The sequence below is a fragment of the Vibrio sp. VB16 genome (assembly GCF_015594925.2).
GTDB lineage: Bacteria > Pseudomonadota > Gammaproteobacteria > Enterobacterales > Vibrionaceae > Vibrio.
Genome location: NZ_CP087591.1, coordinates 1,237,909 through 1,251,417, shown reverse-complemented (window position 1 = coordinate 1,251,417; position 13,509 = coordinate 1,237,909). Strand labels below are relative to the sequence as shown.

Below are 13,509 nucleotides of genomic sequence, written 5' to 3'. Positions count from 1 at the left end.
ACCTTATTATTATTTATTTACATCGGCGTTAACGATTTCCCTACTTGGAATGCCTTCACGCCCACCTAATTTGGTGCATTTTAAAGCCGCAACTGTGTTTGAGAAAACGACAGACTGCCTTGACTCCATTTGCTCTGAAACCGCAACTGCAAAGGCACCGTGAAAAACATCACCAGCACCAGTTGTATCGACGACATCGACAACTTTACCTTGCTGGTGCTTAAGTTCACCGCCTTCTAACCAGTAACAACCTTCGGCTCCGACCGTAACATAAACTTTACCTTTTGTCCTTTTCTGAGCAGTTTTTAACCCTTGAATTGGGTCATCTGTCTCAGTAAATTTAGCTAAGCCCGGCTGAGAAAAGGCAACATGATCAGCAAGTTCCACCAAATCTGAAATAGAGTCGGGTGAAAGGTCGGCGTCCAACACTGACGGAATACGATATTTTCTAGCCTGTTCTAGTGCATATTTTGCACCTTCTGGCCAACGCACATCACAAAGTATGGTTGAGTATGTAGAAAAATCGACAGACTTTAATGGCTCAATGTCGCGACTAAGTGATTTATCTTGATAATTGATAATCATACGTTCGCCTTCATCATCCACTAATACAGCCGAAAAGGCTGACGAAGCACTAGGTATATGTATTGATTTCGTCACGTTTACACCGTAACCAGCCAGCTCATCAAGCATCGTTTTGGCGACTGAATCACCTCCTACACGACCGATAAAATCCACTTCATGTCCTAACTTAGCCACTGCCACAGCTGCGGTAGCGGCAGGACCACCACCTATCTCGAAATAGTCTGTCGCGACAAATTTACCACCCGACGTCGGGAGCTCTTTAACTCGTTGCACTCTATCGAGCACAGTAATTCCAAGACACGCTATTGGCATTGTTTGATTCTCTTTTATTTATCACTTATCTGAAGGTACGCGGTAATTGTACACAAACGCAGACAGACAAGCGTAAGACTACAGTATGAATACATTATAGGAAAACTGTCGATATCTACTGGGATTACAATCACAAAACAACAACAAATGAACAAAAAACAACAAAATGTGACATTGATTACAGTAGTTTTTGACGAAAACGTTATATTGGCCGCAATCCCAATACGTATAAAAGGAACAAATCATGTCAACTATCGGCTTTATCGGTCTTGGTCAAATGGGCAGCCCAATGGCGGCAAACCTAATTAAAGGTGGTCACTCTCTAAAAGTTTTCGATATCAGCGAAGATGCAGTGCAAGCACTTGTAAGCCAAGGCGCAGTGGCAGTTGCTTCTCCAGCAGAAGCCGCTACAGACGTTGAATTCATTGTCACGATGTTGCCAAACGGTGCTCTAGTCAGAAATGTAATATTTGGCGACAACGGAATTACATCAACTATGAGCAAAGAAACGCTATTGATTGATATGTCCACTATCCACCCATTCGAAACGGATGCACTTGTAAAAGAGATGGCAGATAAAGGTTTCAGCATGATGGAAGCACCTGTGGGTCGTACCTCGGACCACGCAATAAAAGGCGAACTTCTTATCTTAGCGGGCGGCTCTAAAGAACAGATTGCTAAAGCACAACCTCTTTTCGATTGCATGGGCAGTGAAACCGTAGACGCTGGTGGCGCAGGTAAAGGCATCCGCGTAAAAATAATCAACAACTACATGAGTATTGCGCTCAACGCGTTATCCGCTGAAGCCATCACGTTGGCAGAGGCTATCGGCCTAGATTTCGATACGGCAATGGCTGTAATGAGCGGCACTCCAGCAGGCAAAGGGCACTTCACTACTACGTGGCCGGGTAAGGTTCTGTCTGGTGATTTATCTCCAGCGTTTATGGTTGACCTCGCACATAAAGACCTCGGTATCGCGCTTGATTTAGCTAACCAGGTTAATGTTCCAATGCCATGTGGTGCGGCATCTCGTGAGCTTTATAGCATCACTCGCGCTGCGGGTCGTGGACGTCAAGATTGGTCTGCGATACTGGAGCAGCTACGTGTAACTTCTGGTCTAGAACCAAAGATTAAATAATCACTCGTTAGCAAATTACATTATCAAGACTAGCAGAGGCCAATAACGTGGAACTTACCATTACTTCTTGGGGGGCGGTAGAAGGTCAGGACAACCCTGTTCAACTTTTTACACTTACCAACAAAAACGGCGTGAAGATATCGGTCACCAACTATGGTTGTATCGTCACTTCAATTGAGACACCGGACCGAGATGGCAACGTCGCCGATGTCGTTTTGGGGTACGAAAGTTTAGAGAAGTACCTTGGTGGTCATCCTTTCTTTGGTGCCATCGCCGGCCGTTTCGCTAACCGTATCAAAGATGGTAAGTACGCTTTAGATGGTGAACGGTTTCAACTAGAAACCAATGAACCACCTACCGTGCAACATCTGCACGGCGGTTTAAAAGGATTCGACAAATACGTTTGGGATTATTCGATTGAAGAGGCGCAAGAAGGAACTTTCGTCCACTTTAGCCGTGTGTCACCTGATGGTGAGTCCGGTTACGGTGGCACTTTGAGTGTTGTCCATACAGTTGGTCTAGATGAAGAAAATCAGGTTCACTACAATTTTAAGGCCACGACTGACAAGCCAACTGTCGTTAACCTTGTGAACCATAGTTACTACAATCTCGGTGGCCATGATTCTGGCACAATAGACGGTCACGCATTGAAAATTCATGCTGACTTCTACACGCCGGTTGCGGAAAATATGATCCCAACAGGCGAAATTTTGTCCGTTAAAAGCTCTGGACTGGACTTTACCTCTATGACGACGATTCGTGAGAATAAGCCCAGCATTCCAGATGGCGCATATGACCACAACTACATTTTGCACAATCGAGAAGTAGAAGGCGAATATGCATTAGCCGCCGAATTATATGAGCCAAATAGTGGCCGTTTGATGACAGTACTAACCACCCAACCTGCAGTACAGTTCTATAACGGTTCCAAGTTATCTAACAAACCTTGGATTGCTCGTAATGGTTACAAGTATGAGGCGTTTGCCGGTATGTGTTTGGAAACTCAACACTACGCCGATAGTCCGAATCACCCCCACTTTCCGACGACTCGCTTGAATCCAGATGAAATTTTTGAAGAAAAAACGATCCACCGTTTCAGCATTAAATAGACGGCAGTTTTAACAACACATGTAAAGGCGCTCAACGATGAGCGCCTTTTTTATAGAACTAAACCCACCAAGATTCCCGTTTTCACGGGAATGACGAAGTATTTAGCACTAACCGAACAGCATTACGTTTTCACGAGAATGACGAGCAGTTAGAGTACTCACAGGACGGTATCGAAGACGGTGTCTTTTTTGTGATTGATTGTGCCCTAACGCTCATTAATGTCCATTTGTGATTGTTTTTGTAAAAAATGCTACATAACTAACAGAATTTGGAGCAACAAAGTGATAATTTCTGTAATAACAGACAGTAAACAAAAACATTCAAAACGCCAAGACATGAATAACTAAGCGTTGCCCCATGATGTCGGGGCTATTTCGACTTGAAATACATCATGATTGTTGTTTTGCTTTCGGTATTGACCTTTACTGTATTTAATTAGAACTTAACACACACCTTTATTTTCAACATTGTAATTACATGGTTTGTTAAGCTTCGCTCTATCTTATTATTTGTTTTCACTAGAGGAAATATTGTATGAAGTGGATAAACACCCGATCCCATAATTCTTGGTTAGAAACTGAAACCGATCGAATTTTTGATTTTGGAAGAAAAGCGGTCGTTCCAAATGGATTTGGTTGGGTCGGCAATAACGGAAGCATTCGTGAGGAAATGGGTACACGACTCTGGATCACGGCAAGAATGCTACATTGTTACTCTCTCGCTGCTTTGATGGGCCGTCCAGGTGCGTATGACCTTGTTGAACATGGAATTTCCGCATTAGAAGGTCCACTGAAAGACAAGACTCATGGTGGATGGTATGCCACGATAGATAACGAAGGTAATGGTATTGTCGATGCGTCAAAGCAAGGTTATCAACACTGCTTTGTTCTACTAGGCGCTGCAAGCGCAGTAACAACTGGGCACCCGCGTGCTCAAGCTTTATTAGATGAAGCCATTAAGGTTGTTGAGCAATACTTCTGGAGTGAAGAAGAACAAATGTGCCTTGAGTCTTGGGACGAAACATTCTCAGAGACGGAAGACTATCGTGGTGGTAACGCCAGCATGCACGCCGTTGAAGCCTTCCTAATTGTTTATGATGTAACAAAAGATACAAAGTGGCTAGATAGAGCACTGCATGTTACTGAATTTATGATCCACAAAACAGCTAAAAGCCTCGACTACCGAGTTAATGAGCATTTTGATTCAAACTGGAATCCGCTTCCAGATTACAATAAAGAAACGCCTGCAAGCCACTTCCGTGCTTACGGTGGTACCCCCGGCCACTGGATCGAGTGGGGCCGTTTGATCTGCCATCTTCGCGCAACACTACTTGAAATCGGTGCAGATACACCAGAATGGTTACTAGAAGATGCCAAGGGTCTATTTGATGCAACCGTCCGCGACGCATGGTCTGTCGATGGCGCTCCGGGTTTTGTTTACTCCGTTGACTGGGACGGTAAGCCAGTTGTGCGTGAACGTATTCGTTGGACACCAGTAGAAGCGATCGGCACTGCTTATGCGCTTTACACCGTAACGGGTGATAAGAAGTACGAAGAGTTCTACCAAACTTGGTGGAATTACTGCCGCACGTACCTGATGGATTATGAAGGTTGTTCATGGTGGCAAGAGCTTGATTCGAATAATGTCGTTTCAGCCAAAGTATGGGATGGTAAGCAAGACATTTATCACCTAATGCACTGCTTAGTGATTCCACGATTACCGTTAACTCCAGGGTTAGCACCTGCACTCGCAGCCGGTTTATTGGATCAAGACATGAAGTAAATTTCCACCATTTTACTGACGTTTTGTAGTTAGATATTAAGAGATGATAGCTTGTAGCTGTCATCTTTTTTTTTGTCCCTCTCTAACTCCCCTTTCTAAGAAGAAGCGGCGTACTAATTCGTAGAGTAACAAGATGTGTCCCAACACTCACTTTTGTCCATTATTGATTGTTTTTGTCGTAAAATGATACATATCTAACAGAAATGAAATCAAATGACTGATAATTTCTACATTATCAAACAAATGAAGAGGATTATCTCAAATGCCTTACCTATCCGGCAAAACAATGATTAAAGAAGCGTGGGAAAACGGCTACGCTATCGGTGCATTCACAGCTCACAACCTAGAAACCATCAAAGCGGTACTTCTAGCAGCACAAGAAGAGCAATCACCTTTTATGTTACAAATTGGCCAAAAAGCCATTAACGAAATTGGTATGAAACCTCTTCGTGACGCGGTAGATTCTCTTATTCAACACCACAACATCACTGTTCCAGTCTGTATTCATCTCGACCACAGTCGTAAGTTTGAACAGTGCATGGAAGCCGCTACACGTGACTTCCAGTCTCTGATGTTTGACGGCTCAGCGCTACCTTTTGAAGAGAACATCCGTATCACAAAAGCGGTGGTTGAAGTAGCAAGAGCGCTTGACCTTGGTTCAGAAGGTGAGATTGGCAAGATCGGTGGCACCGAAGATGACATTACTGTTGATGAAAAAGACGCGATGATAACAACGGTTGCTGAAGCACTGGATTTCTCTGAGCGCACAGGTGTTGATTATTTAGCAGTCTCTATCGGCACGGCTCACGGCGTGTATAAAACAACACCAGAACTTAAGTTTGACCGTCTAACTGAAATCAAAGATGCAGTGAAAAAACCTATCGTTCTGCACGGCGGTTCAGGCGTGCCAGATGATCAGGTTATCGAAGCAGTTAAGCGCGGTGTTGCGAAGATAAACGTGGATACTGAGCTGCGTCAAGGCTTTATCAAAGGCGTACAAGCACACTGGGCTGACAACGAGAATGACTTTATTCTTGCAGATGCAAACAACGCCGGTATCGCCTCTATGATGGAAGTGGTCAAGCACAAGATCCGCCTGTTCGGTTCAAACGGTAAAGCTTAATAAAAGTCACTCTTATTTAGGGGGCTCGCCTCCTAAATAATGTCAGAAATGTGACATGAAATATGCAGATAATGACAAGCATTGTTTGGATGTGAAAAGCATCACGGTCAATTTTAACCAAAATGCTAAAATTTCGCCAAACAAAACGGACAAATAGTAAAAAATAAGCTTAGTCATAAAGAGCACAGGAAGTGCTTAATAGGCGTGAACTAACTCTACAGAATATCAGCCCCAAATTATTGATTTAATTATAATAAGTCAACGTTTGCAATGCTAAATTCTAATGGTGACTCTACATGTTTAAGAGTATTGAAAACGCGTTAAATAAGATTAACGCACCTATAGCAAATTTTACGGCTCAGTTATCAGGTATCTTATTATTAGTAATGACGGCTATTGTGCTACTTCAAGTCGGCTGTCGTTATATATTAAACATCCCTTTAAGCTGGACTGATGAATCATCACGTTTTTTGATGATTTATATGACTTATCTGTGCCTACCTATCGTTTATTTGCGTGATCAAAACATCGCAATGACATTTATAACAGACAAGTTTAAGAATATGCGCGTTTACCACATCTTTATGATAGTCGCACACGTTGCTGCTCTCATTTTATTCACAATCTGGATCTACTACGGGTACATATTCTTTACCACCGGTGGCGTAATGGCAGATAGCGTGCCAATCCCGATGTATACCATCTACATCATCCCACCTGTGATGTTGGCGTTGTCATGCTTAACTGCTTTTGAAAAGTTAGCCGCGTCGATACACAATTTCATCCATTTTTCTGACAACACAAAGTCAGTTGAAGTAACTGGATAGGACGCCGTATAATGATTTCTCCGATTTTCCTCGTCTATTTCATGACATTCTTGCTTATCGGTGTGCCCGTTCTTTTTGCACTCGGTCTTTCACCAATCATCACGTTTGTTCAAGATGATCAAATTTTGTTCATTAACATGCTTTATCAACGGCTTTACTCTGGTCTTGATAACTTCCTTTTGCTTGCTCTACCGTTCTTTATGTTGGCTGGTGAGTGCATGTCGAGCGGTGGTATTACACCTCGCATCGTTTCGTTTGCTCAAACCCGTGTTCAACATATGCGTGGTGGCTTAGGGCACGTCGTTATTATCGCGGCAACGATGTTTGGTGCATTGACCGGCTCTTCTGTAGCCGCGACATCAGCGATAGGTAACATGCTTATCCCAGAGATGAAAAAGTACAAATACGATCCGGCCTATGCAGCGGCGTTAACCGCAGCGGCAACCGTATTGGGCACTATCATCCCTCCATCTGGCATCATGTTAATTTACGCGTTCGTAATGAATACGTCTGTTGCAGCAATGTTCCTTTCCGGTATTGTACCTGGATTGATTTTCTGCCTAGGTTTGATGTTGGTTAACCGATTCCAGATCCGTCACTACCCTGACATTCAACCCTTTGAACGTGCATCTAAAGAAGAGCGTCGTAAGAGTATGAAGATGGCGATATTGCCTCTAATGACTCCAGTGATCATTCTTGGCGGCATCTATGGCGGTATATTTACTCCAACAGAAGCAGCGGCAGTCGCCGTACTGTATGCCATTATTCTGTCGGTTTATATTCTTAAAGTAAGCACCGTTAAAGCCACGTATGCTCTATTTGCAAAAGTATCGGTCAACGCAGCAGCGATTCTAATCATTGTCGCCGCAGCAAGTGGATTTGCTTCCGCTATCAGCTTCTCTGGTATCTCTAATAGCGTTGCAGATTTCTTTAACGGCATCACTGACAATCCTTACTTGTTGTTCTTCATCATTAACATCTTCCTCTTTATTGTAGGTATGTTCTTGGATGCGGGCCCTGCGATTCTGATCTTTGCGCCAATCATTGCCCCTATCATGATTGCTGCCGGTATCGACCCAGTGCACTTTGGTGTGGTCATGGTGTGTAACCTTTCTATTGGTTTAGCAACGCCACCTATGGGTCTCGTACTCTTTGTAGCTTCCGGTGTATCCGGTGTACCGCTACAACATATTTCGAAGGCGATTATTCCTTTCTTAGCAATAGAATTTTTAATCATCTTCTTAATTTCGTTCTTCCCTAAACTAGTTATCGGTTTACCGCAGCTACTAGGGGTTATGTAACACCCTCATTGATATACGTGAAATAAAAGCTTTAGCTTTATAATAAAATATATTTTAAAGGAACATAATATGAAAAAAACACTACTTGGATTAGCAACTACAGCAATTCTTGCCTCTGGCGCTGCAACCGCTGCAGACTACAAATTAACGGTACCCCACGTATCGAACCTAGATAGCTATAACCACCAGTCTCTACTTGTATTCAAAAACTATGTTGAGTCTCGTTCTAATGGTGCTATCTCTGTAGATATCTATCCTTCAGGTCAGCTATGTGGCAATGCTAAAGAGTGTCTTGCAGGTATCCAAGCGGGCATGTTTGATTACTTCCAAACAACTATCGCTGAGCTAGCAAACTACTGGCAGCCAATTGGTGCATTTGACTTACCTTATATGCTTCCAAATGACCGTATAGCTGAATGTGTATACGATAACGAGGAATTCTTAGGTGACGTGCGTGGCAACATTTTGAACAACGCTCCTAACTCACGTCTAATGATGGTTTCTAACTCTGGTGGTTGGCGCAACATTGCAACAACGAAAAAACAAGTTAAGACTCCAGGGGATCTTAAAGGCCTGAAACTACGTACTGTACCGGCTAAAATTCAGCAAGAACTTGTTAGAGAACTTGGTGCAGCGCCAACACCTATCGCGTGGCCTGAAGTATATACTGCCCTTTCAACAGGTGTTGTAGATGGAACGAAGAATGGTATCGTCGATATCGTACAAAACCGTTTCCAAGAAAGCCTAAACTACATCATTCTTGATGGTCACGCTTACATGGGTGGTGCTTGGGTATTCAACGACAAGAAATTCAAGTCGTTCCCAGACGAGTTAAAGCAAGTTATTGTTGATGCTATCGATGCTCAGAATCAATATCTACGTTCTTATCCTAAGCACCGTGAATACACTGCTTACGAAGAGTTCAAAAAAGCTGACGGTACGGTTTATAGCCCAACAGCTGCAGAAAAAGCTGAATTCCAAAAAGCAGCTGCACCAGTACGTGATTACTTCGCAAAAACAGCGGGTGCTGACGGTCAAGTATGGCTAGAGCGTTTCCAAAACGAAATCAAAACGTGTGAAGCTAAGATCGCAGCTGAATACAAGGTTCAGTTTAAATAAGAATATTATTTAACTGGCAGCAACTATCCCTCCCTAATCTGGGGGGGATTATTTCAAGGCAACAGAAAACCTATAGGTTATTTATTTTTATATTATTCATATTTAAAAAACATAAATAATATAAAAATAAGCAACCTTAAATTAAACGATTTAATTAAACCGTTCCCTCTTACAATTTCGGAGCTATATAATGGACGTATCTTACAACGACAGTGCTTTGGTTATAACACATAAAAACAGAACTGTATTCAAGCACTCGGCTCAAAGCCCATCACTATTTTTAGGCGTCGGTGAAGCAAACTACGATATGTATCGTGGTAACTTTGATATTACTGATTACGTCACCGAACGATTACCTCTTCGTCAGTACTCTGTTGAAGAAATCGACGGTAAAACGGTAATTACGTTTAACTTTGATGGTCAGCCAGCCATTAAAATGTTGGTATCCGAAACCGCAGAATCTCGATTAAAAGCAGAATTCGAAGCGCTTGATCCTAAATACAACCGCTTCTGGCTTCGCGTAGCCGCAACGGAAGAAGAGAAAGTATATGGATGTGGTGAGCAACTTACCTACTTCAACCTTCGCGGTAAAAATTTCCCACTATGGTCTTCAGAACCAGGTGTCGGTCGTAATAAAGACAGCTACGTAACGTGGCTCGCCGACACGAATGATAAGGCGGGTGGTGATTACTACAACACCAACTATCCTCAACCCACATTTGTGTCCGACAAAAAGTACTTCTGTCATTTAGAAACGACGGCTTATGCTGATTTTGATTTCACTAACGCTGATTTCCATGAACTTCAATGTTGGGATATCCCAGAGTACTTACTTCTTGATTGTGAAGAGTCGTTCCCATCGCTTGTTGAAAACATTACTGGAGTATTCGGTCGCCAGCCAGAGCTACCTGATTGGGTTACCAACGGTGTCATTCTCGGTATTCAGGGTGGTACAGATATTACTCTGGAAAAAATTGAAACAGCAAAAGCGGCTGGTGTTGAGGTTGCTGGTGCATGGTGCCAAGACTGGCAAGGCATCAAGATGACGTCTTTTGGCAAGCGTCTACAATGGGATTGGCAGTGGAACAAAGATCTTTATCCAGAACTCGATACAAAAATCCATCAGCTTAAAGCAGAAGGCATTCGTTTCTTGGGTTATATCAATCCGTACGTTTTAGAAGATTTCCCTCTTTATAACGAAGCAGCAGAGAAAGGTTACCTCGCAACTAAGCAGGACGGTTCAAAATACGTCGTCGATTTTGGTGAGTTTTATTGCGGTGTTGTTGATTTTACTAATCCAAATGCTTGCGAATGGTATAAAGGCGTCATCAAAACAAACATGATCGATTTTGGCCTTGATGGCTGGATGGGAGATTTCGGTGAATACCTACCAACAGACTGTAGTCTAAGCAACGGCGTTAGCGCTGAAATCGAACACAACAAATGGCCTTATCGTTGGGCGAAAGTCCAGCATGAAGCGATTGAAGAATCGGGTAAAACAGACGATATTTTATTCTTTATGCGTGCTGGCGGTGCTGGTATTCAAGGGAAGTGTCACGCTTTATGGGGTGGTGACCAATTAGTTGATTGGTGTATTGACGATGGCCTTGCGTCCGTTATTCCAGCCGCACTGTCTTCTGGCCTAATGGGTAACGGCATTCACCACAGTGATATTGGTGGCTATACAACGCTCCACGGTTGCAAACGTACTAAAGAACTATTCCAGCGTTGGACTGAAATGGCCGCGTTTACACCAATTATGCGTACGCATGAAGGCAACCGTCCTGGTGACAACCATCAATTCTATACCGATGCAGATACATTAGCGCACCTAGCTCGTATGACTAAGATCTTCAAGCATCTTAAGCCATACATTAAAGCCGCCTCTAAAGAGAACGCTCAAAAAGGCATGCCTGTCCAACGTCCACTATTCATGCACTATGAAAACGACACGGAAGCGTACGAAATCAAATTCCAGTACCTGTTTGGTCGTGACTTGCTTGTCGCTCCTGTCTATAACCAAGGTGAAGAAATTAAGAAAGTTTACCTGCCGGAAGATGAATGGGTACACGTATGGAGTGGTAAGACATTCACTGGTGGTTGGATTGAAGTTGATGCTCCAATCGGTCAACCTGCTGTGTTCTATCGCAAGGCATCCAAAGATGTTGAGCTATTGAGCCAAATCGCTACTCTCTAATCCAATAACCAGATAGTAGAGACGAAACCACCTTCAATGAAGGTGGTTTTTTTATATCTAAATACCAACATTAAGTCGTCATTCTCTTGGCAACCGGAATCTTCTGATCATTAAGCGGTATCATTATCGGGTAAAATAGCCGCGTATCTCGAATATTGCCGCCTATAGCGAGAATTAATGTTCCGCGTCAGACCAAGCACGTACTGCTTTCACTGCTCTTTTCCAACCATTATAACGTTTCGCACGTTTATCCTCATCGTCTGCAGGTCTGAAGGTTTTATCGATCTCAGATCTATTTTTAACCTCTTCAATACTATCCCAATAGCCAACCGCTAAACCGGCTAAGTAAGCGGCACCCATTGCCGTCACTTCGGTCACTTTTGGACGATGAACGTTTGTATTCAGAATGTCGGCTTGGTACTGCATCAAAAAGCTATTCGCTACCGCACCGCCATCAACGCGTAAATCCGTTATCTTAATACCTGAGTCAGCTTGCATCGCGTCGATAACATCACGGCTTTGATAGGCAATACTCTCTAAGGTTGCTCTGATGATATGATTTACACCCGTTCCTCGAGTCATCCCCATGATAGTTCCACGAGCATAGGCATCCCAATATGGGGCCCCTAAACCAGTAAACGCAGGGATAACATAAACACCATTTGATGAATCTACTTGTGTAGCAAAATACTCGGAATCTTTTGCATTTGCTATCATCTTCATTTCATCACGCAACCATTGAATAGAAGCACCAGCCATAAAAACAGAGCCTTCAAGTGCGTACGTCACCTCGCCTTTTGGACCACATGCTAATGTGGTTAGCAAGCCATTAGACGAGGACACTTTATCTATGCCGGTATTCATCAGCAGGAAGCACCCCGTTCCGTAAGTGTTTTTCGCTTGACCTGCTTCGACACACATCTGTCCAAATAATGCTGCCTGTTGGTCACCCGCTATACCCGCGATAGGTATACGTGTGCCACCTTTACCGCCCAAGTTGGCTTCACCATAAACTTCCGAAGAGGCTTTAACCTCTGGCATCATAGAAAATGGTATCTCGAACTCAGCCAATATTTTACGGTCCCATTCTAGGGTATTAATATTGAAAAGCATGGTTCTCGATGCATTGGTGTAATCAGTAACATGCACCTTACCTTGCGTCATTTTCCAGACAAGCCAGGTATCAACGGTTCCAAACAGTAATTTACCCTGCTCGGCCTGTTTACGAGCGCCTTCAACATTATCTAGGATCCATTTCACTTTAGTACCTGAAAAGTAAGGATCGAGTACTAATCCCGTATTCTCTCGCACATACGCCTCAAACCCTTCATGCTGTTGATATTCTTCACAAATAGCGGCCGTTCTACGACATTGCCAAACAATCGCGTTATATACCGGCTTACCCGTTTCCTTATTCCAAACAATGGTTGTCTCGCGTTGATTCGTGATACCAATGGCGGCGATCTGCTCTGTGGAAATTCCTTTCTGGATTAACGCTTCAATAAGTGTTGTTGTTTGAGTGGCATAAATTTCTAACGGATCATGTTCTACCCATCCAGCTTGGGGGTAAATCTGGGTAAATTCTCGCTGAGCCACACTGACAACATTCGCGTCGTGATCTAAAACAACCGCTCGTGAACTCGTGGTCCCTTGGTCAATTGCCACTATATATCTGTTATCCATATGAAGAACCTTCGTTTTCTGTGCTTTATTTTTTACTGAAATTACAACAGACACCAAACACACATATACATGAGTGCTAAAATTGACGCCGGCTCTTTAAGTGTAATAGTTATCATTACGAAACCTTTATGCAGTTTACTTATAAAAAATAGACCTTCAATACCCAAACGCGCCCGAAAATGCGTTTTACTTCACATTTATATAACTTGAATGAACATGTTTTAGTGTTCGAACGAAAAGGAAAGAACAAACATGATCCCGTTCAACACCCATATTTAACATTGTTGTGACTATTTTTGAGGAATAATGCTATTTACGGATGTCCGGTATTT

10 protein-coding genes are annotated in these 13,509 nt (G+C 43.1%); 8 read left to right on the top strand and 2 right to left on the bottom strand.

The window, feature by feature from the left end; all coding sequences use genetic code 11:
• Positions 1-9 precede the first annotated feature (9 nt).
• Entirely contained in the window at positions 10-897 is an 888-nt protein-coding gene (locus IUZ65_RS22030) for a PfkB family carbohydrate kinase (protein ID WP_195706151.1), read from the bottom strand.
• 244 nt (positions 898-1,141) lie between these two features.
• Here IUZ65_RS22030 and yihU point away from each other — a divergent pair, with 244 nt between their 5' ends.
• The 8 genes from yihU to IUZ65_RS21990 all read left to right on the top strand — a co-directional run bounded on the left by yihU (position 1,142) and on the right by IUZ65_RS21990 (position 11,494).
• Positions 1,142-2,035, top strand: coding sequence for a sulfolactaldehyde 3-reductase (gene yihU, locus IUZ65_RS22025; RefSeq protein WP_195706150.1), 894 nt, complete (start codon positions 1,142-1,144; stop codon positions 2,033-2,035).
• 47 nt (positions 2,036-2,082) lie between these two features.
• Positions 2,083-3,144 (top strand): aldose epimerase family protein, encoded by a 1,062-nt coding sequence (locus tag IUZ65_RS22020; RefSeq protein WP_195706149.1) that lies wholly within the window; start codon positions 2,083-2,085, stop codon positions 3,142-3,144.
• 535 nt (positions 3,145-3,679) lie between these two features.
• Positions 3,680-4,927 (top strand): AGE family epimerase/isomerase, encoded by a 1,248-nt coding sequence (locus IUZ65_RS22015; protein WP_195706148.1) that lies wholly within the window; start codon positions 3,680-3,682, stop codon positions 4,925-4,927.
• 262 nt (positions 4,928-5,189) lie between these two features.
• The gene (locus IUZ65_RS22010; protein WP_195706147.1) at positions 5,190-6,050 is read left to right on the top strand and encodes a class II fructose-bisphosphate aldolase; all 861 of its coding nucleotides are present in this window, start codon (positions 5,190-5,192) and stop codon (positions 6,048-6,050) included.
• A gap of 296 nt (positions 6,051-6,346) precedes the next feature.
• Positions 6,347-6,877: a TRAP transporter small permease gene (locus IUZ65_RS22005; protein ID WP_195706146.1), complete on the top strand. Its 531-nt coding sequence runs from the start codon at positions 6,347-6,349 to the stop codon at positions 6,875-6,877.
• 11 nt (positions 6,878-6,888) lie between these two features.
• Positions 6,889-8,178 (top strand): TRAP transporter large permease, encoded by a 1,290-nt coding sequence (locus IUZ65_RS22000; protein ID WP_195706145.1) that lies wholly within the window; start codon positions 6,889-6,891, stop codon positions 8,176-8,178.
• Positions 8,179-8,247: 69 nt separating this feature from the next.
• A complete protein-coding gene (locus IUZ65_RS21995) occupies positions 8,248-9,297 on the top strand; it encodes a TRAP transporter substrate-binding protein (RefSeq protein ID WP_195706144.1) in 1,050 nt (349 codons plus the stop codon).
• A 190-nt stretch (positions 9,298-9,487) separates the two neighbouring features.
• The gene (locus IUZ65_RS21990; protein ID WP_195706143.1) at positions 9,488-11,494 is read left to right on the top strand and encodes an alpha-glucosidase; all 2,007 of its coding nucleotides are present in this window, start codon (positions 9,488-9,490) and stop codon (positions 11,492-11,494) included.
• Between the two features lie 174 nt (positions 11,495-11,668).
• On the opposite strand, the gene glpK is transcribed toward IUZ65_RS21990, so the two are convergent.
• A complete protein-coding gene (gene glpK / locus IUZ65_RS21985) occupies positions 11,669-13,177 on the bottom strand; it encodes a glycerol kinase GlpK (RefSeq protein WP_195706142.1) in 1,509 nt (502 codons plus the stop codon).
• Positions 13,178-13,509 lie beyond the last annotated feature (332 nt).

Bases quoted from the DNA above. Each gene is read 5' to 3' on its own strand.
- IUZ65_RS22030 (WP_195706151.1), bottom strand. From the start codon at position 897: ATGCCAATAGCGTGTCTTGGAATTACTGTGCTCGATAGAGTGCAACGA.
- yihU (WP_195706150.1), top strand. From the start codon at position 1,142: ATGTCAACTATCGGCTTTATCGGTCTTGGTCAAATGGGCAGCCCAATG.
- IUZ65_RS22015 (WP_195706148.1), top strand. From the start codon at position 3,680: ATGAAGTGGATAAACACCCGATCCCATAATTCTTGGTTAGAAACTGAA.
- IUZ65_RS22010 (WP_195706147.1), top strand. From the start codon at position 5,190: ATGCCTTACCTATCCGGCAAAACAATGATTAAAGAAGCGTGGGAAAAC.
- IUZ65_RS22005 (WP_195706146.1), top strand. From the start codon at position 6,347: ATGTTTAAGAGTATTGAAAACGCGTTAAATAAGATTAACGCACCTATA.
- IUZ65_RS22000 (WP_195706145.1), top strand. From the start codon at position 6,889: ATGATTTCTCCGATTTTCCTCGTCTATTTCATGACATTCTTGCTTATC.
- IUZ65_RS21995 (WP_195706144.1), top strand. From the start codon at position 8,248: ATGAAAAAAACACTACTTGGATTAGCAACTACAGCAATTCTTGCCTCT.
- IUZ65_RS21990 (WP_195706143.1), top strand. From the start codon at position 9,488: ATGGACGTATCTTACAACGACAGTGCTTTGGTTATAACACATAAAAAC.
- glpK (WP_195706142.1), bottom strand. From the start codon at position 13,177: ATGGATAACAGATATATAGTGGCAATTGACCAAGGGACCACGAGTTCA.